At 52.2% G+C, this 21,404-nt stretch carries 18 protein-coding genes and 1 pseudogene; 12 read left to right on the top strand and 7 right to left on the bottom strand.

Annotated elements, in window-relative coordinates:
• Window positions 1-97: 97 nt before the first annotated feature.
• Entirely contained in the window at window positions 98-1,075 is a 978-nt protein-coding gene (gene galE / locus KTE_RS33390) for a UDP-glucose 4-epimerase GalE (protein ID WP_201389274.1), read from the bottom strand.
• Window positions 1,076-1,321: 246 nt separating this feature from the next.
• Here galE and KTE_RS33385 point away from each other — a divergent pair, with 246 nt between their 5' ends.
• Complete coding sequence (locus KTE_RS33385; RefSeq protein WP_201389272.1) at window positions 1,322-1,897, top strand: YbhB/YbcL family Raf kinase inhibitor-like protein; 576 nt, start codon at window positions 1,322-1,324, stop codon at window positions 1,895-1,897.
• A gap of 124 nt (window positions 1,898-2,021) precedes the next feature.
• Here KTE_RS33385 and KTE_RS33380 read toward each other — a convergent pair whose 3' ends face one another.
• Entirely contained in the window at window positions 2,022-2,255 is a 234-nt protein-coding gene (locus KTE_RS33380; RefSeq protein WP_236600771.1) for a beta-ketoacyl synthase N-terminal-like domain-containing protein, read from the bottom strand.
• A gap of 38 nt (window positions 2,256-2,293) precedes the next feature.
• Between KTE_RS33380 and KTE_RS33375 the strand changes: the two genes are divergently transcribed.
• Window positions 2,294-2,974 carry a hypothetical protein gene (locus KTE_RS33375; RefSeq protein ID WP_201389270.1) on the top strand — a complete coding sequence of 227 codons (681 nt, stop codon included), beginning with the start codon at window positions 2,294-2,296 and terminating at the stop codon, window positions 2,972-2,974.
• A gap of 181 nt (window positions 2,975-3,155) precedes the next feature.
• Here KTE_RS33375 and KTE_RS33370 read toward each other — a convergent pair whose 3' ends face one another.
• The 3 genes from KTE_RS33370 to KTE_RS33360 form a co-directional block, all read right to left on the bottom strand.
• Window positions 3,156-4,376, bottom strand: coding sequence for a sialate O-acetylesterase (locus KTE_RS33370; protein ID WP_201389268.1), 1,221 nt, complete (start codon window positions 4,374-4,376; stop codon window positions 3,156-3,158).
• Window positions 4,377-4,526: 150 nt separating this feature from the next.
• The gene (locus tag KTE_RS33365) at window positions 4,527-6,083 is read right to left on the bottom strand and encodes a PQQ-binding-like beta-propeller repeat protein (RefSeq protein ID WP_201389266.1); all 1,557 of its coding nucleotides are present in this window, start codon (window positions 6,081-6,083) and stop codon (window positions 4,527-4,529) included.
• Window positions 6,076-6,690, bottom strand: coding sequence for an RNA polymerase sigma factor (locus tag KTE_RS33360; RefSeq protein ID WP_201389265.1), 615 nt, complete (start codon window positions 6,688-6,690; stop codon window positions 6,076-6,078). Before KTE_RS33360 ends, KTE_RS33365 begins: the two co-directional genes overlap by 8 nt.
• Before the next feature lie 361 nt (window positions 6,691-7,051).
• Between KTE_RS33360 and KTE_RS33355 the strand changes: the two genes are divergently transcribed.
• From KTE_RS33355 to KTE_RS33325, 7 genes are all read left to right on the top strand, one after another.
• Entirely contained in the window at window positions 7,052-7,786 is a 735-nt protein-coding gene (locus tag KTE_RS33355; protein WP_201389264.1) for a hypothetical protein, read from the top strand.
• A gap of 135 nt (window positions 7,787-7,921) precedes the next feature.
• Window positions 7,922-9,421 (top strand): hypothetical protein, encoded by a 1,500-nt coding sequence (locus KTE_RS33350; protein WP_201389263.1) that lies wholly within the window; start codon window positions 7,922-7,924, stop codon window positions 9,419-9,421.
• A 455-nt stretch (window positions 9,422-9,876) separates the two neighbouring features.
• Window positions 9,877-11,949, top strand: a complete 2,073-nt coding sequence (locus KTE_RS33345) for a HEAT repeat domain-containing protein (protein ID WP_201389261.1) — start codon at window positions 9,877-9,879, stop codon at window positions 11,947-11,949.
• 149 nt (window positions 11,950-12,098) lie between these two features.
• Window positions 12,099-12,791, top strand: a complete 693-nt coding sequence (locus KTE_RS33340) for a hypothetical protein (RefSeq protein WP_201389259.1) — start codon at window positions 12,099-12,101, stop codon at window positions 12,789-12,791.
• Window positions 12,792-13,166: 375 nt separating this feature from the next.
• Entirely contained in the window at window positions 13,167-14,447 is a 1,281-nt protein-coding gene (gene iscB, locus KTE_RS33335) for an RNA-guided endonuclease IscB (protein ID WP_201389257.1), read from the top strand.
• Between the two features lie 30 nt (window positions 14,448-14,477).
• Window positions 14,478-15,017, top strand: a complete 540-nt coding sequence (locus KTE_RS33330) for a DUF6036 family nucleotidyltransferase (protein ID WP_201378457.1) — start codon at window positions 14,478-14,480, stop codon at window positions 15,015-15,017.
• Between the two features lie 69 nt (window positions 15,018-15,086).
• Window positions 15,087-15,527, top strand: coding sequence for a hypothetical protein (locus tag KTE_RS33325; protein WP_201389255.1), 441 nt, complete (start codon window positions 15,087-15,089; stop codon window positions 15,525-15,527).
• 46 nt (window positions 15,528-15,573) lie between these two features.
• Here KTE_RS33325 and KTE_RS33320 read toward each other — a convergent pair whose 3' ends face one another.
• Window positions 15,574-16,263: a hypothetical protein gene (locus tag KTE_RS33320; protein WP_201389253.1), complete on the bottom strand. Its 690-nt coding sequence runs from the start codon at window positions 16,261-16,263 to the stop codon at window positions 15,574-15,576.
• Between the two features lie 259 nt (window positions 16,264-16,522).
• Between KTE_RS33320 and selD the strand changes: the two genes are divergently transcribed.
• The gene (selD, locus tag KTE_RS33315) at window positions 16,523-17,578 is read left to right on the top strand and encodes a selenide, water dikinase SelD (RefSeq protein ID WP_201389251.1); all 1,056 of its coding nucleotides are present in this window, start codon (window positions 16,523-16,525) and stop codon (window positions 17,576-17,578) included.
• Window positions 17,579-17,638: 60 nt separating this feature from the next.
• On the opposite strand, the gene KTE_RS33310 is transcribed toward selD, so the two are convergent.
• Window positions 17,639-18,748 carry a winged helix DNA-binding domain-containing protein gene (locus KTE_RS33310; RefSeq protein ID WP_201389249.1) on the bottom strand — a complete coding sequence of 370 codons (1,110 nt, stop codon included), beginning with the start codon at window positions 18,746-18,748 and terminating at the stop codon, window positions 17,639-17,641.
• Between the two features lie 225 nt (window positions 18,749-18,973).
• Here KTE_RS33310 and KTE_RS33305 point away from each other — a divergent pair, with 225 nt between their 5' ends.
• Window positions 18,974-19,948 carry a YafY family protein gene (locus KTE_RS33305; RefSeq protein ID WP_201389247.1) on the top strand — a complete coding sequence of 325 codons (975 nt, stop codon included), beginning with the start codon at window positions 18,974-18,976 and terminating at the stop codon, window positions 19,946-19,948.
• Window positions 19,949-20,091: 143 nt separating this feature from the next.
• Window positions 20,092-21,256 (top strand): annotated as a pseudogene (locus KTE_RS33300) (RNA-guided endonuclease InsQ/TnpB family protein).
• Window positions 21,257-21,404 lie beyond the last annotated feature (148 nt).

Here is a 21,404-nt window from a genome sequence, read left to right as displayed (position 1 = left end):
GTGAATACGGTCCATAATGAATTTGTTTCCCACTTACGCGTTATACGCCATTGATCTGGTTGCGAACGAATACCCGCAAACAGACCAATAGCATATATTAATCGTGATAGCCCTGAGGATGGGCCTGGAGCCAATTCCAGGCATCGGCGATCATGCTCGCCAGTTCGGGCTTTTGTGGCTTCCAACCGAGATCGCGCTGGGCCTTCTCGCTGGAGGCAACCAGCACAGGAGGATCGCCCGCGCGCCGATCAGTCTCTATAGCCTTGATGGGTTTGCCCGTCACCTGGCGCGCGGTCTCGATGACCTCGCGGACCGAAAAGCCCTTGCCGTTGCCCAGGTTGTAGATTTCATGTTTCCCTGGTTGAGCATGAGTAAGGGCCAGGATATGCGCTCGTGCCAGGTCCTCGACATGGATATAGTCGCGAATTGCCGTACCGTCAGGGGTTGGATAGTCCGTGCCATAGATCTGGACTGCTTCGCGTGTACCCGCAGCGGCCTGGAGCACGAGCGGGATCAGGTGCGTCTCAGGATTATGCACCTCGCCCAACTCGCCACTGGCGCCGGCAACATTGAAATAACGCAGGCTGACAGCAGCCAGGCCATGTGCCGCGGCCTCAAAGCCTATCATCTGGTCCACAGCCAGCTTGGAGCCGCCATAGGGATTGGTTGGCCGGGGTTGCGCGGTCTCCAGGATGGGAGTTTCCTCCGGTGCGCCATAGACAGCCGCCGTTGATGAGAAGACCAGGCGCTTCACGCCCACCTCGCGCATGGCGTCGAGCAGGTTGAGTGTACCTACGACGTTATTGCGATAATAGCGCTCTGGCTGCGTCACCGACTCGCCCACCAGCGAGAGGGCCGCGAAATGCAGCACGCCATTGAAGCCATCCTTGAAAACCTCTTTGAGTCGCTGGGCATTGAGCAACTCGCCCTCCACCAGTTTGACCTGGGGCAGCACTGCCTGGTGGTGACCCTTGGTGAAGTTATCCAGCACAGTGACCTCATGCCCAGCCTCCACCAGTTGCTTGGTCATGACACTACCAATATATCCGGCCCCGCCGGTAACAAGAAACTTCAAGCTAGAACCTCCATACTAGGTATATATTTCCCTGTAATCATACAACAGATAGAAAGCATCTGTAGATTTTGTTCATGATTTCTTCGACATCACGGAAGCTGCATCTTTCTATTGGTCGAGAGCGTGTAGGCAGAATGGAAGTTGGTTCTACAGAGGAGTTCGTACGTTTCTGCACCCATGTCCAAATCAGCGAAAAGACGGATATCAGCATGGATGGAGGAGGACCGTCGGGAGGAAAAGATCGTCATGAACACTTCTGCCGCCTGGAAACAAGTGTATATCCTATTCCTTAGTAGTATCCTGGGGGTGCTATTCATCGTGAGTACCTGCACGACGACGTTTGCCGCCCCAAGCCTGGCAACAGGAAAAAAGGAGGCTCCTATGAAGCTCACCAGTCCTGCCTTTGAACCTGGTCAACCGATTCCGTCTCAGTATACCTGTGATGGAGCTAATCACCATCTACCCCTTACCATTGCCCAGGTGCCAAGGGAAGCACAAAGTCTCGCCCTGGTGGTTGAAGACCCGGATGCACCGACGAAAGTGTTTACGCATTGGCTCATCTATGATCTTCCTCCCTCAACTCAGCACATCCTGGAACAGGAGGCTCCTTCCGGAGGTACTGAGGGCGTCAACGATTTTGGCACACGTGGCTATAAAGGACCATGTCCACCTTCTGGCACGCACCACTATGTCTTTCGGCTCTTTGCCCTCGATACACGGTTAGCGTTACCGGAAGGCATGAAAAAAGAGGACGTATTGGCGAAATTGAAAGGCCACGTGCTTGCAACAGCCGAATTAGTAGGAACGTATAAGAGAGGGTAAAAAGTGATGAAAGACGGGTTGATAAGCCTGGCAACATGTGAGTGATGGGTGAAAACCTCTCCAATTCAGCATGTTCAGCGCCTCCCGCCAACATCACCTTGGCCGCCCCACGGCGAATGGTCTCTCAGGCTTGGCCAAGTGCATTCCCACCGGTTGCGCAGGCGGAAACAGCAGCCCATGCTGGTCCCCGCGCACCGGTCAATAGCGAAACCATCCCTGGAGCCATGTTGATCATCATCATGGGCACCAGGAAAGGACTGACACGCGTTGGCCCTTTTTCATGCAGAACGTCGAACTGTTCGTGGAGGGCCATCAACCCATCCAATCTCCAGAGCACATCATGGTATCCTGCCGTCATCCTGGTTGTGTTTCCTCTCCCAGAAGAATGAGGCAAGCTTGAAAGAAAATAGATTGGAAGAAACAAATACTCTCTGGGAATACATATTGACTACATATGGCTATTGTCCAGCATCAGAGAATCTTCAGGAAGAACTGATCTATCACGCCATTTTTCAGCCTACTTTCCATCGACATTGCTTTCTCTCATTGCACATCACACCTGGTGATACCGATGCGCTCTTGACCTTCGGCAACCTCGCTCACATCTGGGAATTGAAAAGATACTTTGAAATTTTATCTGCGATCAGGGAAATGCAAGAATTTCCAATACTATCGGATGAAGCGATCATATATTTAAGGAATATGCAAATAGAAGCTTTGAGAGGAAAAAGTGTGCTTCCATCATTTACCAATGAAGAGTCAGTATATTTAAGAAACGTTCAAATGGCACCAGTCCCAGTAGAAGCTCTTCAACACTTTGAGCAAAAAATGCAAGAAATCCAGCCTTTTGAGTTAAATTCTTTAATGCTGAAGCCTCAGGAGGCTCGTGATGGCATAACAGCGCGTGGAATCGTCACCGATAGGTATCGCACGCATCATTTTGACATATGGCCTATACCCCTGACGAGCAGACATAAAGCCTTTTTTCTGGAATTCATCAGATTAGGCTGCACAAGCGTTGAGGGGACGGGGCAGGAAAATTTGAAGGAAATCCAGCGCTACCTCTCTTTGGAATGACCCACCAAGCACTTGTGGCCGGCGACTTGCGCTGGCAATATGCGAGGCGCAGAAGAGGAGGCATATACAAAGAAGGCATTTCCTGGACATTGGAGCATAGAGGACGCAAGCGAACAGCGTCCCCTATGCTATCAAAAATGGAGTCGAAATATCACTCTATTCACAAAATATTCGCTTAAGCTCAAGCGAGTAGCCATGGGCCAAAGGCGGGAATAGCCATGTCTGCGCCATCGGTAATATTGCAATAGGGGTCGGCACCCCAGCCATACCAAAGAGCCGCACCTTCAGATAGAGGCTCCTCCGTAAGATGCAACGTGACAACGTTTCCCTCCATGGTCGTTTTATAAATGGCTGGGATGGCAACTCCCTGTTGATCGCGCAACGAGAAGCCTCCGGGCAGCCCATGCGCGTGCAGACCCCCACGCACATAACGGTACGTGATGCGAATGAGCGCCCGCTCTCTTTCGAGCACGACAGAGGAGATATCAGGCGAACGTAAGCCATCCACACAATCAGCGAGGCGTCTACCAAGTCGTTTCAAGCCTTGCGTGCCGACATGGATCCAGTCGTTCAGTTCGAGGTCGATTGCCGCTACCATCGCGGTATGGGGAAGCATATCCTGCCATGTACGCTGCGCCTCGCGCATCCCACTCCAGCACACATCGGCGTCCGGATCCGCAATCGAGCGAATGAATCGACCAATCTGCACATAGTAAAATGGGAGATCCGGGGCCTGGAGATCAGCACGCAAGGCTGTCACAAGGGTGTGCATACGTTGATGATACCGTTCGGTCGCTTCGGGATAGGCATCACTCTCCCCCTGATACCAGAGCACGCCCGCGATCTTGCCACCCACCTTCTCCACACGTTTGAGCAAAGCACCATACAGAGAGGCATCGCCCACGTCACGTTTGGCCGGGTCCCACTGCTCCATGGAGGTTCCGCCGTGCGCGCTTGGAATCAGTCCGATGGGCACTCCGGCACGGATATAGCGCTCCTTCGCGAAGGTCAGGCCCAGGCCCGCCCCCTTGGTCTTCTGGGGATCGCGGGGCGGTATTTTATCTGGTACCTTGTCGAACCCCCAGAGCTGATGATGCACAATACGCGGCGACTCACCAAGCCAGTGCAACGGCTCTTCCGCGATGGCCCACTCCTCGCGTGACTGAAAAGAATGCACAAATGGAGAAGGTGATTCGACATCTACCAGATCGCCAATACCCTCCATATTGCTCTGCCCGGCCAGGACCCAGATATCCCCCACCAAAATATCATGTGCGTCCCCCACCGTATATGGTCCCCCAACGGGCAACTCCACTATCTGCCCATCTGCCTGCTTTACGCGAGCCTGATTGTCAGAATCTCGCTGCAATACCTGGTAGCTCTGCAAGGTTGTGTAGATCATCGGCGCTGTGTGCCCTTTCAACTGAAAAAATAGTAGTCAGCTTTACTATATCATTTTTCAGCCCGCATACAGCCAGAATTTCTCAAGGGCATATGATAATGGGCTGGCTCTGCCAGCCCATTATCATATGCCCTTATTCCCTTTTTTGCTCTACATACCTACCCCACCCGCGATAACAAGGACATTTTTTACCGCGTCAAAGTGCCAGAGTTCCTTGCCAGTAGCCTGATCAAGCACAGACCTGCTTAGCGGAAGTACCAGGCTGTCGCCGAAAGGGAGAATCAATGGAGCATTTGATACAACACCATCGACGTCTTTGGACCAGTATATCTTACCATTCTGTGGATTAATGGCTTGTACTCTTTGCCTGCCTCCGTCAAGGTTGAAAATGCCATAGATGCTTCCATTGTTACTCGCGATGTGGACACCCGAGACTGTGTTTTGTGGCCCGGTCGTACACCAGGCATGTGTACCATCGCTGGTGTGGTATCCACAGAAGTGGCTGCCATCGAAAAGCACCAGCATATTCTGTACAACAAGGTCTGTAGGATTGCCAGCTTGCGACATGACTGACCACAATTGCGTGCCAGTAGTAGCATTCAGGGCAATGAGTGGTCTCTGATCTTTGTGGGAACCCTTAGGATCGTCAACTAAAGAATGCATAACCTGGACATAGAAGACATTATTCGCTACCGTAGCGCTAATTGGCATAGTTTGAACATCTTTCGTCCAGAGTGTGTGCCCATCATTCCCGTCCAGGGCTTTAATATAATGCTCATTGGCAGTTACATAGGCAACCCCTTTGTTCACGCTAAGTAGCGCAGGTTGAGATGCGTCATAATGCCAGATGATCTTACCCGTTTTTGCGTCCAGCGTATAAAGGTTTCCTTGTGAGTACCCACTAGCATAGACGCGTCCCTGCTCTACTACAAGCGATGGCAAAAAGTCCCCAATAACAACATGCTGGTCCATTGTCCCTAAATCTGTCTGCCAGATAAGGGTTCCATCCAACGCATGCAGTGCCAGGACTTGCTTATTACCGGCGAAGTAAACAACGTGATCCTGAACGACCAGGTTGGGGTTGGCACTATCACTGTGGACTAACCCCTTCTTGCCCTTGGTGTCAAAGACCTTACCATCTAATCCTTTTGGCACCGTATAGGACCAGAGTTTTACCCCTGTAGAGGCATCCCTTGCTGTAAGAACTTCCCTTCCTGCTGTAGAACCAGCAAGGGTAAGTTCTGCGTCAACCACAATATTGTGTAGTGTTTTATTAGAAGATCCGGTGGATGTTTGTTGATTCTTGGCAAGGTTATGAGACGCGTTTATCGCCGAGAAAATGAGGAGCGCGCTGCCGATTAAGATGGCAACAATGGCAACAGCAGCAATCCCCCGCAGAGTGGTTAGCCAGCGTTTACGAGTTCGCGGTGCCTGCTCTGGCTGAGAGCGCAAGCTACGATTAAGGTCAGGGGGCGGTGTTTCTTCGGTTGCCGGTGGTTGCTTAGAAGATACGTGGCTCATTGTAGGTTCCTCCTTTTGATAGTCATCTTGATGCATCTCAAAAATTAAATGCTCAAGATAAGGATCGTCTTCTGCTTCATGCAGGATCGTGATAATCGTATCAAAATCTCCACGCTCAAGCGCCGTACTATAGCGATAGAGCGTCTTTTCATATGCCAGGCGTTGCTGCCTATCGTGCTTAAGCATGGTACCCTCTCTCCTTCCCTTGCTGATCTCGTGCACGCCAGGCCGACCGCAGACGATTCAGCGCTCGATGTAGGCGAACGCGCGCGGAACCTGGAGAAACATTAAGCGCCAGGGCCAAACTCGATGTGTCCAGGTCCTGTAAAAAGGCCAGGCGTAGCACCCGTCGATCCTCGGGTAAAGCCAGCGCAAGTAGTTCAGCAACCTGTGTGCGCGTCTCTACCTCTTGTTCAGGACCTGGATGGGCCAGGCTGCTCAGTTGATCAAAAAAATCGCTCTCGCCGCCAGGTTCCTCAGCAAAAAGTGAGCTACTGAATAAGAGTTCGCGCTGGCTTTGCTTGAACAGGGAGGCACGCCGTCGTTTAATAACGTTAGCGGCAATACCTAGAAACCAGGCCCGAGGTTGGCGCACAGTATGAAAGACATCAATGTGGGCCAGGGCCTCCAACGTGGCCTCGTTCAAAACCTCGGATGCGACGTTCTGTAGTGTCTCGCCCTTTGCCAGGCCAGCGCGTGCGACATACGAGCGTATAATGCCCAGGAGTGGCTCCATATTCTCCTGCAAGAACGCGTGCAGAGCCAGGGCAGACTTATCTGCTGGTTGCTGCATAGCCTGTCTCTTCTCTCCACGAGATATCACAATATTTCACAATCCATTTCTCCAATACTGCTTCTCCAGGATTTTCAGATACATGAGATAGTCAATGTAGCAAGTCGTTTTGTTACAGCTTTTCCAGAAGCTAAATATTTAGCAACAGCGGTTTTAAAACAGTTTGATACAGGTATATACAGGATAATTCATGTATAAGTCAAATTACCAGAAAAGCATATGACAAAAAGAAGAATGCAATAGTGACTAAAAACAGGTAAATACGTTACTGTTATTGCGGAGCTTTTATTGCTGAACCCGCAAAATAGGCCCTTTAGCTCTTTATTGACAGAATACCTATATAATGCAGGGGGAATTAGCAATGTCTATGCGCAGGATGGCATTTGGCGCTCAGGGAGGGTACTCGCTGGCGCGTTTGCTTATGCTATTTATCAACACCTACTCGGGACGTATTACTGGTAGCTCGCTGGTTTTGATCGCGGGCATTATCTATGGCCTACAATCACACGCGGTCTCGTATGATCATGCGCCTGCTGGAACCTATCATATTGTACTTGACGCTGAGGAAGGCCGTTATTATTTGCACTGTGAAGATTGCCACAACACTATTTATTACATTGCTCAGACCGGCGACTTCAAGCAGTTTGTACAGTTTGATAGTAGCGCCCGGCTTGAGGACATGATCTATCGTAGTGATGCGCTGGAGAATGTCAATGTCGATGGACATACAGGCGAGGGCTACAAGCTTACCTACATTGCCCAGGTCAATGCCAGTGGCCAGAAAATCGTCTATGAGACGCAGGAGCACCAGGATCATCCTGATAATTATTTCGATAGTCATTGGATCCTTGGACTTCCTATTGTGGCATTAGGTGGTGCGCTCCTCGCCTTTTCCATCTGGATCTTGATCTCTGATAAACGCAAGTTCTCAGTGAAACGAGCAGCCCAACCAGTGGAGCGGGTGCCAGATCTAACACCAACGCCCTTAGTTACCATGTCAAGCGCTCCACATGCATATGGCAATAGCTATCAGGAGTTTAGCGCCTCCACGGATATGCGCCCCTACCAGGGCCCACGGAACCTACCCGAACAATAAATAAGTAGTGCATCCAACACAATTCTATCAGGTATACTAGAGTAGAGTAACAGAATCTAGGCGTGATGATGTAGCTGAAAAACTGGCACAGGTGCCATTGATCTGTGCGATGTGATGGGGATGAAGAGGGGCTATATGTCTAAACGCCAACAGCAACATCTGATATTACCTCCCTGGCCGGAGCGGCCTGGACTGGGCTGGTTTGCCCGGGAGGTCCTGGGCAAACCACTCTACCCCTATCAGGAACTTGTAGGCGACGCCATCTTAGGGAGCGTACTCGAAGGGCGAGGCGATACCTTCACCGTCATGTTTGCCCGCCAGATGGGCAAGAATCAGCTCAGTGCCACCCTTGAGGCTTACCTGCTCTTCTGTATGCAAGAGGGCAGTATCGTCAAGGCTGCCCCCACTTATAAACCCCAGACTATCAATAGTCGCCAACGCCTGCTCTCTCTGCTCGATAACCCATTTATGCGTAATCGCGTATGGAAACACTTTGGCTATACAATAGGCATGGCTCCCAGGCGCGAACAGGTTCCCTATCAGACGGGGCCACGCGTGATGTTCTTCTCCGCCGGGCCAGGTGCCAGCATCGTCGGCGCGACCGCCTCCCTCCTGCTGGAGATCGATGAGGCGCAAAGCATTGATCCAAACAAGTATGATACCGATCTCAGACCTATGGCCAGCACGACTAATGCCACAACCGTTCTCTACGGAACCGCCTGGTCTGAAGAGACGCTCCTGGCACGCATGCGCGCCCATAACCTGGAGCTTGAGCGCCAGGATGGTCGCCAGCGCCACTTCGCCTATGATTGGCGTACACTGGCGGCTATCAATGACCATTACAAGCGCTACGTTGAGAGCGAGATCAAGCGTCTTGGTGAGGATCATATCAGCATTCGTACCCAGTATCGCCTGCTGCCCATTCTCGGTTCAGGGTACCTGCTCAACGACCTGCAAGTTTCGCTCTTGCGAGGCCAGCACACCTGGGAGGCTACTCCAGATCCAGCCGAGGGCTTTTATGTCGCCGGACTCGATATAGCTGGTGAGCAGCATGCGCGCCCTGGTCAGCCAGCTGGTAAGCACGATAGCACCATCCTGACGATTGGACGCGTCACTATTAACGATCTCGGCCTGCCCGAGCTACGTATTGTGCGACACTACGACTGGACCGGAATGAAATATACCGACCAGTATGCTGCGGTCTCGCGCATCCTCCAGGAGTGGAATGTGCGGCGCACTGTTGTCGATAAAACAGGTCTGGGTGAAGGATTGGCCTCCCTGCTCAGCACGCGCCTGGGCCCTGAACGCATTCGCTCCTTCCATTTCACTCGCGCCAGCAAGTCCCAGCTTACCTACCATCTCCTTGGCCTTATAAACGCAGGCCGCGTCAGCATCTATCGCCAGGAGGGCGCACCCAACGCCACCTACCAGCAGTGCTGGCATCAATTACGCCACGCGCGCTACGAGGTACCCGCCGAGGGACTCATGAATATGTATGTGGACGAGTCTGATGGCCACGACGATTACCTGATGAGCCTTGCCCTCTGTTGCGAGGCTCTCCGCGATCACAATATGCCCTCCTCTCCCAGTAGCATCATCCCTCCACCCCAGGGCTACGACGACGGGAGGTATTAAAGAGGTGTAGAAGAAGTGGTAGGTGCATGCACCTACCACTTCTTCTACACCTCTTTACTTCACGCTTTAGACGCTCTCAATATTGGTGTGTGCATTGAAGGTGCGCCTGATCGTCGCTCAGGCTCCAATCAGGCGTAAAAACCTCATTATCTGAAGCGACCCTGCGTCGCTTGATAGAGCTTCGCACTGATCTCTCTCCAGCCGTACGTGAGGCCATTAGATAAAAATATGTCAGGGTTAGTGGAAATATGCTTGCCAACTCTGACATACCCCCCTACCAAAGAATAAATGTTGGCGCTAATTCCTCAAATAAGCAACCAGCGAATACTGCCTTTGTGAGCTTGACAAGCAGGAGACGCTCACGTTATACTCAGAAAAGCAATACCAAGGGACGACATGCCCCCTACTAATTCACAGCATGCGCAGCACATGCTTTACTTCTCGCTGCATCATACATGACAAATATCGACGCGCTCGATGATCCCCAGGCTCTTCAGCAACTTGTGTCTCAACTCTCCCACCATAATGCCAACATCAAAATCGCTGCGCTACGTCAGGCCATTGCGTTTCAGGACAAGGCCCCGCTCAAACCCATTCTCAATGCCCTCCTGGATAAGCGCGAAGATGTCCACGGAACCGCAACGGAGACCGTAGGGGCTCTCAAGCCCTGGATCACAGACGAGCAATGGCTAGAGACTCTGCAAAGGCCTCTTCTTATCATCTATCAAGTCGCCCTCGCCATTCTCGAAACGCAAGGGCAAGAGGCGCCTACCAAGCCTGTCTTTCGCGCCTCATGCTCGCCTAATAGCACTTTCCGTGCTCAGGCACAACGTCTTCTGGCAATGCAAGCCCAACACTGGTCGACCCAAAAAGTAATCTGGTTTATAGGGGCAACCACAAAAAATTTGCAACTGGGCACTCCGACAGCTCGTATGATTGCGCTTGAAATGCTTGGAGTTCTGGGAGATAAAGCCCCTCTTGAATTACTTCTCCAGTCGCTTCAAGATGATAATGTAGATGTGCGCTATACAGCTCTGGAACAGCTTACTGCACAGGGAAGACAGGGGCGAGAACTACTCATAGAGCCAATCACAGCTTTAATCAATGATCCAAGCCCTCGCATACGCAGAAGTGTACTTTGCACATTACGCACGCAAGACAATATACCGCTTGGCTTATTCATTACAGCCTTACAAGACCCTGATGAAAGAGTCAGGCAATCAGCCGCACTCTACTTAGGTAAGCGCAGAGATATACAGACAGTACCTGCCTTGCTCCAATTTCTCTTACAGGATACCGGCAGCCCCTACCAGGGCTATGTTGACAGCGCGATGACAGCTTTAGGCGAGTTATATGGACACATACCTATTGAAACATTAATCAATGCGCTCAGCAGCAGCCAAGAATCAGTACGCCTTCAAGCTATTAAACTATTAGGTAGCTTAAAGGAGAGAACTCCTGTCAAACTGTTACTAGAGCTTTTAGAACATAAAGACGCTGCTATGCGCAGAGAAGCGCTCTACGAGTTAGGATTAGGACGCCATTGGGAACACTTTTCAGTAGAGACTATTATCAATAAACTTCGCGATACAGATGAGAAAGTACGGCGAACGGCCAGGTATGTGCTACTCACGCACAACGCTGAAATTTCTTCTGATCTCCTCTTTCCACTCCTTGACTGTACAGAAGGCATTGCGCTCGTTGCTGTGATGGAACAACTAAATACACGCCTACCAATAAAATGGTTAATAGCAGCAACACACAACGAGAATCGAGAGGTTCGCACCGCTGCAATTGAGATATTAGGGAGACTAGATGAACAGGCACCACTCGATATACTTCTGGATGCCCTCAAGGACCCGGAAAGAATAGTGCAACAAGCAGGGCTTTCTGCAATGCGTTCCCAATGTTATCGTTTATCAATTGAATCGCTAAAACAAGCCCTACAGGATACAAGTGATCAAGTACGTCTAATCGCCATTCAATCCATACAAATACGTGAACACAAGGAGCCATTCATAGTCGAAACGCTTTTCTCTCTCCTCCAGGATTCTAATTACAGCATTCGAGATGCTGCCATCCAGACATTAATCCAGTGGGATGTAACTGAACCAATAGAGGCTTTCGTCACATCTCTAGCAGATGAGACTTTCACAGTTCGCGAATCCGCATTTAACGCTTTAATGCATGCAGAAAAGCGTGTTCCATCCCACCTAATTAAAGCTCAAATTGGAGACAGTAACGCCTACCAATTTGCTATCAAATATCTGCAACAAACTCATCCCGAGGTATTTGGCGAAGTGGTGGAAGAGGCCAGCAATATCTTACTGGGACAAGGAGCAGGTGAACTGATTGGCTCGATCCAACAGGCTTATATAGCCAGAGTCATTGGCAACATACCCAATCCAGGTCCTTTGCTGGTAAGCAAACTGATCGAGTTGCTAGACTGGCCTCATCCAAAGGTGCGCATGACAGCGGCACAGGCTCTGGACAAGCATAATCCTCTACAACTGGAGATTCAGGCGTAATTTATTGACGCCCGACACGTTTACCTACTGGTGGTGTGCCCTGGCAGCCGCAGGCTGCCAGGGCACACCACCAGTAGGCGAGCGCCGCAGGCGCGAGGGGTCAAGCGCAAGATGTTAGTTATGGGACATTGCAGGGAAGGGGATTGGTTATGCCCGCAACACTCTCCATTCAATCCGCGATTCTAGCCGTTGTCATGGTCATCGCCTGCCTGACCTGTATCTGGATGGTGTTCTTCTTCGGTAGCCGCCTCCAGACCTCGGCTTATATGCGCACATTCCTTCTCGATAGCGTCAAGCGCCAGGAAATGCAGTCTCTGTTGCGACAGTTGCGTGACCGGGCAACGGCTGGACTACTCGATCCCAATTTCCCCCCTCCCCCAGAATTTGGCAATATTGGGCAGTTATGGGAAGATGGAAAATGGGTGTCCTATGAAGATAGATTTGGAGATCAACGCGCGTCTTTAAGCAAAGAGGATGAAGATGAAGAGAAGAAACGACTCGATATTCTTGGGAGGTGTCGAAGTTGGGAGCAAGAAGAGAGGAAACGCTACGCGGATTTATCAAAACAGGCAGAAGCCGAAGCCATCAAGCGAGCAGGACAGATAGTTCCCCAGGCAATGGATATTTCCTTGCTCGGAGGAGGATGGACCTTCCTTCTGGAGCTTAGTACTGTTATCGTCATCATTTTCACACTCCTGGTGCTTGGAGTCCTGGGCTCTCTGGAAGGAAAAGAGATTCGACTATTCTCGCCGCCATTGCAGGTTATGTTCTCGGTAGAACAACTACCGCGACGACACAAAACAAAAAAGAGGGACCAGAAGCATAATGCCCGGCTTTATTGAAAAATCTCGCTACCGTATGCGATACTTGTTGCAACAAGAGACACGGGAATATGATCCATCCCCTGACATAGCCAGGCACGGCCCTGGCAGGACAGGCTAATGGAAAGGATGCGAGCGACGTCAGGTACCCCATGCCTAAAGGCAGGGGCTTGTGAAAGCAAGCCTGGACTTGTCCAGACTTAGCAAGGACTCTTCGGAGTTATCAAGCTACGATAGAGGTGAAGTGTTGAAGTTCCTACCTACGGGTGCGTGCCAGCCTGTAGCCCTAGAATCTCTGGGTTAAACAGCAAAGCGGGGTCTATGCAGTGCTCGGAGAAAAGTACCGCCCTCTATCTTTGTCGAGGCAACCATTACCCTGGAAACAGGAGGCTCAATTTGAGCAATGTTTTTGTGATTGATAGCTATTACAAACCATTGAATCCCGTGCATCCAGCACGGGCGAGGCTCTTGCTCACACAGGGCCAAGCAGCCATGCATAGACGTTACCCGTTCACGATCATTCTCAAACGAGTAGTCGAGCAACCTGAAGTGCAGCCTTTGCGCCTCAAGCTTGATCCTGGCAGCAACACAACGGGCATTGCCCTGGTCAATGATGCCAACGGAAACGTTGTTTTTGCGGCTGAACTCTCGCATCGAGGACACGCGATTAAAGACAGCCTGGATAGCCGTCGTGCTGTTCGTCGCGGCCGCAGACAGCGCAAAACTCGCTATCGTAAACCAAGATTTCAGAATAGAAAAAGGAAGAAGGGATGGTTGCCGCCCTCACTAGAAAGTCGCCTTGCCAATATTCTGACGTGGGTGGCTCGCCTCTGCCGCTACGCCCCCATAGCTGCTCTCAGCCAGGAGTTGGTCAAGTTTGATCTGCAACTGCTGGAGCATCCCGATATAACAGGCGTGGAATACCAACAAGGCACACTCCAAGGCTACGAAGTCAGGGAATACTTGCTCGACAAGTGGGAAAGGACCTGCGCCTATTGTGGAAAAAAGAATGTTCCCCTGCAAGTGGAGCACATCCACCCTCGCGCCAACGGTGGCACTAACAGGATAAGCAATCTGACGCTGGCTTGTGAGCCATGCAATATCACCAAAGGCACGCAGGAGATCGAAGCGTTCTTAAAAAAGAAGCCTGATGTTTTGAAACGTATTCTCGCTCAGGTAAAGAAGCCCCTCAAGGATGCCAGCGCTGTGAATAGCACGCGATGGGCATTACTTGAACGGCTGAAAACCTTCGGCTTGCCTGTCGAGTGTGGCAGTGGCGGGTTGACCAAGTATAACCGTACCACAAGAGGCTTGCCGAAAACCCACTGGCTGGATGCTGCCTGTGTGGGTAAGAGTACGCCTGATGTTATTGTACATAAAGGGGTAGTCCCTTTGCTCATTGCAGCCGCAGGCCATGGGAACAGGCAAATGTGCTCCACAGATAAGTATGGGTTCCCCAAACAACATAAACAACGCAAAAAGACGTTTCTTGGATATCAAACGGGCGATATAGTCAAAGTCATGACGCCCAAGGGAACATTTGAAGGAAGGATAGCTATTCGCCATCGGCCTTCGTTTCGAATGGGAAAGGTCGATATTCACCCCAAATATATGCGTTGTGTACAACGATCCGATGGCTACGCGTACCAACAGAAAGGAGTGTGCCATGCTATTTAGCCATGGGGAGGAGCATGGCACTATTTTATAGTGGAAGGCAGCGAGATTGAGCGTTATTTGCAGGCGCTGGACGAGGAGCTGGAGAAGCGCGCAAAGGTGCGCAAGCCCGTGCGCCTGGCGGTGGTGGGGGGAGTCTATATGATGTTCTTTGTACAAAATCGGGCCTCGACCAAGGATATCGACGTGGTTCCGCTCGATTTTCCCGATACCATGAATCCCAATCAAGAAACAAAGGCGTTTCGCTCAGCTATCAATGCCGTAGCGAAACGCTACCAGCTGACGCGCGACTGGATGAATGATATCGTGGCCTCCTTCACACCTGAGATGGGGCCCATCACCCTCTGGCGTGCCTATACCAACTTGCAAATCTATGTGCCAAAAGCCGAGTATATTCTGGCACTGAAACTGCTGGCAGGACGCGCACGCGACGAAGACGATATCGAAGCTCTCTGCGAGCAGCTTGGCGTCGAAACGCGTGCGCAAGCACAAACGCTAGTAGATCGCTATGCAACACCCGAGTGGCAGAAGGAATGTAATCTTCAAGCTACATTTGATGATTTATTTGCGTAATCTTCAAAATAGGCAAAAATTCCTTCGATCCATGTTATAATAGATACGAAGACAGGAGGAGCTTCGACAATGTGGGCTGAAATACAAAGCATGCAGACAACCTACCGTCAGATCGTTCAAGGTGAGCGTCCATGGAATGCCCTGGGCGATTTCCTCAACTACTGGTATTGCTATGCCGTGGAGCGTCGCTCAGAGCTGGTGCAGGAAGCTATAGAGCAGTCAGCTGAGGCCGACCCGGAGCATCACCAGTGGGCGGCTTTTTGTGCCGCCGCCGTCGAGTTCCTCTGCTTACAGGCCGACATCACTGTTCCCGACTGGGTCCACGCTCCCGCATATAACCTGTCTGATCCCTGGTTTACTGGCCTGGGCGCGCGCAAACCCCATGTGCAGGCACGCCTCAAACAAGAGGCACCCGAACCCTTCGCCCGGCGCAATGTCTATTGCAGCCCCCGCGTCTTCGCCAACAAATTCGAGGTCGCGGCCCAGGTAGCCTCGCGCCAGACCGCATAGCAGTTGGCTCTTACCCGTTTCCCCAAACACAGCGAATTACGCTTCTTTACGCTTCAGGGTATTGTGTGCTCACCTGGCTCTGAGTTGTGCCAGTTGGATATGTATATGTGCGCGATCCCTCTTGATAGTGATTGTACTCTTCTTTGGGCTGTGGCTGGGCAGGGCGATATCCCTCCTGATAATTATTCTGCGGTTGAGCCGGGATAGGAGGCATCTGTGGGATAGCAGGAATTTTTGGTGCGTCAGGCGAGTTGGGATCATAAGGCACATACACAATCTGTTGATAGACCACTTGCTGCCCCTGCTGCTGAGGAGCGGGCTGTGGCTGTTGAGGCTGCTGCGACACATGGAAGAACGCCACACGCTCGCGCAATGAAAAAATGAACGGGGCGAGGCAAGCTAATATGACATTGAAGAGAATCGAGATAACCAGAACGGTAATCGCTACGGATGGACCATTATAAGGAGACATTACAGAAAGAGCTAGAGCAAGACCCAACCCGAGTATACCCACAATTATATGCAACATAATATAAATTGCGCCTACACGCCTGGCACTGATGCCAAGCCAGAGTACTACCCCGATAAGGTAAAACATTACAAGCAAAACAACTGCTGTAGGATTAAACGCGAAGAGTTCAGCAACCAGGAAGGTAAACAATGGAGTCCCAAGAAGCACAATGCCTAGCGTGATAAAGAAGCGTTTGAGTGAAGATGGTTTGCCAGGTGGATTCATAGATTCCTCCTATTTTTACATTCTCATTTCCAGATATATTTTATACATGTACGTCTAAGCTCACTTTAAAGTTGTGATTATCATTTCAAATACATTTCCACATCATCTATTCTGCGGGGAGGGATAAAGACGAGAAGGAGGAGATTATCCGCTTTCTATTGAGGCTACTTCTCTCTTTGTGATTTACTAAGGGTAGACTTTTGTTTCTCTATAGCTAACACTGTTTCATGCTATTTTCCTGGAGAGGAAAAATTTCTATATGAGCATACAACAGCCGGTCCGGCTCACAGAGCTTGCCAGTTGCGCGGGGTGCGCCGCCAAAATCGGCGCGGATATGCTGGCCCAGGTCGTGAAGCCGCTGCGCCAGCGCGTCGTGCCAGAACAGTTGCTCATCGGCCTGGGCGCGATTGACGATGCCGCCGTCTACCAGGTCAGCGAGCAACAGGCCATTATCAGCACCGCCGATTTCTTCCCGCCTGTGGTGGATGACCCCTATACCTTTGGCGCTATCGCGGCCACCAACGCCCTTAGCGACGTCTATGCCATGGGTGGACAGGTGCTTATGGCCATCAACCTGGTGGCCTGGCCCGAGTCTCTGGATACCAGCATTCTCAGCGAGGTGCTGCGTGGAGGAATGGAGGCGGTCGAGCGAGCAGGCGGAGCCATCGCGGGTGGACACTCAATCTCCGATGAAGAGCCGAAATATGGCCTCGCTGTCACGGGTATCGTTCATCCCAAACGTATACTCACAAAAGGCGGCGCCAAACCCGGCGACATTCTCATTCTCAGCAAACCCCTAGGCACTGGCCTGATAACTACCGCCCAGAAACGCGGCCTGGTCCACGAGGACGACATGGCCGCCGCGGTCACATCCATGACCACGCTCAATAAACGTGCCAGCGAGCTACTGGTCGAGGCTGGTCCAGCCGTACACGCTACAACGGACATCACCGGCTTTAGCCTGGTGGGACACGCCTGGGAGATGGCGACGCAGAGCAAGACCTGCATGCGTTTCGATTACGCCGCGCTTCCCCTGCTGCCCAATGTTCGCCACTATGCCGAGGCAGGCTGCATACCCGGTGGCACGGCCCGCAACGTGCGCTCAGTTGGTTCGCATGTCCACATCGGTGAGCACATCGATCAGTACGCCCAGGCCATTCTCTTTGATCCTCAGACCTCCGGTGGCCTCTTCGCCGCCATCGATCCCGCCCTATGGGAAACACTCTCACAACAGAAAGAGGTCCCCTTCCGCCGCATCGGCGAAGTAACCGATCTCGTCAGCGATCTCGAACAAGTCATACTCTCGGTCGAATAGCTAGAAGCCTGCTACTGGCGTACGCGGTACTTGTCCAGGCCCCAGCACACCAGTAGCAGGCTATCCCACAACAGAGCCAAATTGTATATCAAATGCCTCCACACCATCCAAGATCCAGCGCATGAGGCTTGCTCCCTCACTATACAACGCCTCTTGCTCTGAGGGTAAAAGTGGTTCACGTACTGGTTCAATCACGAGCGCGGTGGATGCTGTCCGGCGCTCAAGCCGCCACCGTCCCCGCACAAAGCCATCTATCAGGAACGCCGTGCATCGGCTATTGCCAATATAGATAGAAGAACGATGCTCGTCGGAGATGACCCGGCGACGGTCAGCGTGCGAGAACAGCAGGTTATCAAAGTCGGGGAGGAAGCGCGCAGGCGCAGAGGTATCCGCGTGTGGTCGAGGCGCATCAGGCAGATCAAAGAGCTCCCGCCCTTGCTCATCCCTGAAGGTGAGCAGTTCTGGCCGCAGGCTGTCGAAAATGGGTTGGAGCCTGGTAAGCGCGGACCAGGTCTGCATATCCTGCACACTTGCCGGACCGAACGCCGCCAGGTACCTCAAGACAAGCCTCTGCATATCCCCTTCTGAGCCAACTATTGAGCGCCCAAGCCAGGAAGCCGCCTCGGTATGAGCAGGTCTACCAGTAAAACCCCAGGTCCCCGCGGGAATGGGCTGGATGAGCGCCATATGTATTCTTATGGCATCAGCTAATTGCTGGGTCCCCATCCCAGGATAAAACTCCTCCATCTTCATACGCAACTCAAGCCCCGTCCGTGGCTGCTCGCGTACATATGCTTGCATCATATCCGTAAATCTCTCCAGATCAAAGCCCTGCGCCCTCTTTATAAAGAGGGGAAGATTACGACTCAATGCGGACTGGATGAGAGGATGGACCAGGATATAATCCTCCGCCGTCATGAGATGTAAGGTGCCACGAAGCGATGATCCCCTTACGAGCTGCCTGCTTTCAAGGAGCTGGGTTAATGACTCACGTTGGAATGAATGCAAACGCGCCCAGAGACCAATGTATGAAGCGTTGGCGACCTGGGCCTGCATAGCAATGAGGCTTGTAATGACGTCCAGATGAGACTGCGTTGTCCGCTCCAACAAGAATTGGCGTGCCAGGGTGGCGCGATTCAACTCGCGCAGGGTCAACATACGCTCAGCCATCGTGCCTACGGCTCTCTTTCATCCTCTATTTCCTTGACTTCTCTCTTACCCACATCTTACTATGGAAGAAGGACGGAACCAGCCCTCCTTTAAGAGATTTTTAGATTAGGATAGGAGGGCGTGGCGTGCCTGAGTAGCCCGCTACTGGCGTACGCGGCTACTGTAGAGCCTGGACAAGTAGCCGCGTACGCCAGTAGCGGAACCACGCGAGGAGTCACACACAGCATGTATCATCCGACCAGCCGAGTTCTCACTGTTCTTGAACTACTTCAATCTAAACCCTTTATTACTGGTCCCGAGCTTGCTACACGCCTGGAGGTGGATGTGCGCACGGTTAGGCGCTATATCACCACCCTCCAGGATGCTGGCATTCCCGTCGAGGCCAACATTGGACGCCATGGAGGCTACCGTCTTCGCCCCGGCTTCAAACTGCCGCCTTTAATCTTTACAGAGGAAGAAGCTACGGCCATCATGCTTGGTCTGCTGGGCACGTCGTGGCTGGAGATTGGGCAATCGTCGGCAGCCGTGGAGGGCGCGCTGGCGAAGGTCTCGCGCGTGCTCCCTTTCCGGGCGCGGGACCGCCTGAACGCCGTTGCCTCTCACCTCTTCTTCTTCTCACCCCAAAAGGATGCACAACCCGATGTCTCACTCTTAATCAATATAAGCGAGGCCATCGCCCAACAGCGGCGAATCACGCTGGGTTATCGCTCTCATCGCGACCAAACAACGAACCGCAAGGTCGAGCCATACGGTATGATAGGCTGGGACGGACACTGGTACCTGATCGGCTACTGCTGCCTGCGGCAAGATATCCGCACGTTTCGCCTGGATCGTATTCAGCAAGTAGCGGCCCTGGAAGAAACATTTGAGCGCGAGGGGGACTTTGATTGTCGCGCCTACATGGCGAAAAAGTATACCCAGGGATCGGCTCGCTGGCGCATTGAAGTCGAGTTTCAGGCAACGCTCTATGCCATGCAGCAGAAGATTCCAGCCTCTTATGGCACGCTCACGCCCACAGCCAATGGAGTCCTGTTCCAGGCCGAATACGACAACATTGATAGCCAGGCCCGTTACCTTATGTCTCTCAACATCCCCTTCGTCGTCCACCAACCACCGGAACTCCGCGAGGCCCTGCGGAAACTAGGGGAGCAGATACTTCAGATCGCAAGTGCCCCGCTTGCCACACAGGTCAATGGTTAGGGAAAGAGGATGCAACTGTTTCCCAAAAAGTGGGAAACAGAGATCAATAGTGGGCAAGACGCCACGCTTTCGAGCTTCTTGACAGATGAGAACGTTTGTCCTATACTGAAGAAAATATGAGGTAAGAGAAAGAGCAGAACCGCATGATTCGCGCCCATAAGATCAGACTGCATCCCACACCTGAGCAGGCCAACTATTTTGCTCGTGCCGCAGGCGTTGCTCGCTTTGTGTGGAATTGGGCGCTGGCCGAATGGAACCGCCAATATGAGGCCGGAGAAAAACCCACCGCCTTGAAACTCAAGAAACAATTCAACGAGATTCGGCGGGTGCAATTCCCCTGGACATGGGAGGTGACGAAGAACGCCTCAGATCAGCCCTTTCTCGATCTGGGAAAAGCCTACACCGCGTTTTTTGAAGGGAAAGCCAAACGCCCCACGTTCAAGAGCAAGAAAACAAGCAAACCCTCCTTTTACCTTGCCAACGATCAATTCGCGTTGGGGGATCATCGCATGTGGATCCCCAAGCTCGGATGGGTCAATCTGGCTGAGAAGCTGCGGTTTGTGGGCCGCGTGAAAGGGGCACGCATCACCAAAACAGCAGATTGGTGGTTTGTTTCCATCCAGGTCGAGATCCCTGATCCCATCCCGGTGGACAAACCAGCCGCCGTGGGGATCGATGTGGGGCTCAACCGCCTGGCCACTTTGAGTACAGGAGAGAAAGTCGAAAACCAAGCCTTCCTCAAAACCGCTCTCAAGAAATTGCGTCAGGCCAACAAACGGCTGCATCGCCGAAAACTGGGATCCGCGAATCGGGAGAAAGCGCGCCGACAGGTCGCCCGTCTGCATTATCGCATCACCTGCCTGCGCCAGGATGTCCTTCAGAAGCTCACCACCAGGCTGGTCGACAGTTACGGGATCATCGGAGTGGAAGATCTGCACCTCAAGGGACTGCTCAGGAATCGCCGTCTCGCTCGCTCGTTCGCCGATGCCTCGCTGGGCACCCTCAGACGTCTGCTCGAGGCAAAAGCGGCGCAACGTGGGGGACAGGTGATCAAGGTGGGCCGTTTCTTTCCTGGAAGTCAAGACCTGTCATTGCTGCGGTTGGACGTGGGAAGCGATGAGGCTCAAGGATCGCATCTTTGTGTGTCAGAATCCTGCTTGCCCGTATGATCAGTTTCCGCAGGATCGAGATCACAACGCAGGTCAGAATGTGTTACGGGAAGCCCTTCGCTTGATCGGGCTCATTGATCAAGCCGTCTCCGGTACTGGCTCGGACGAAGACGCAAACTTGCCTGCGGACGCGGGGTAAGACCAAAGGGCTTCGGCCCGGAGGCACCTACGGATGAAACAGGAACAACGAAATTCGGTGCGAACGTGTGCTTGCATACGTTTGCATAGGAAAATCGGAGCAGTAGAGCACTCTTTGTTTTCTCCATAGAAGGGGCTATAATTGGCGA

The organism is Ktedonobacter sp. SOSP1-85 (assembly GCF_016587415.1).
In the GTDB taxonomy this organism is placed as follows: domain Bacteria; phylum Chloroflexota; class Ktedonobacteria; order Ktedonobacterales; family Ktedonobacteraceae; genus Ktedonobacter.
This window is presented reverse-complemented; position numbering and strand designations above follow the sequence as displayed.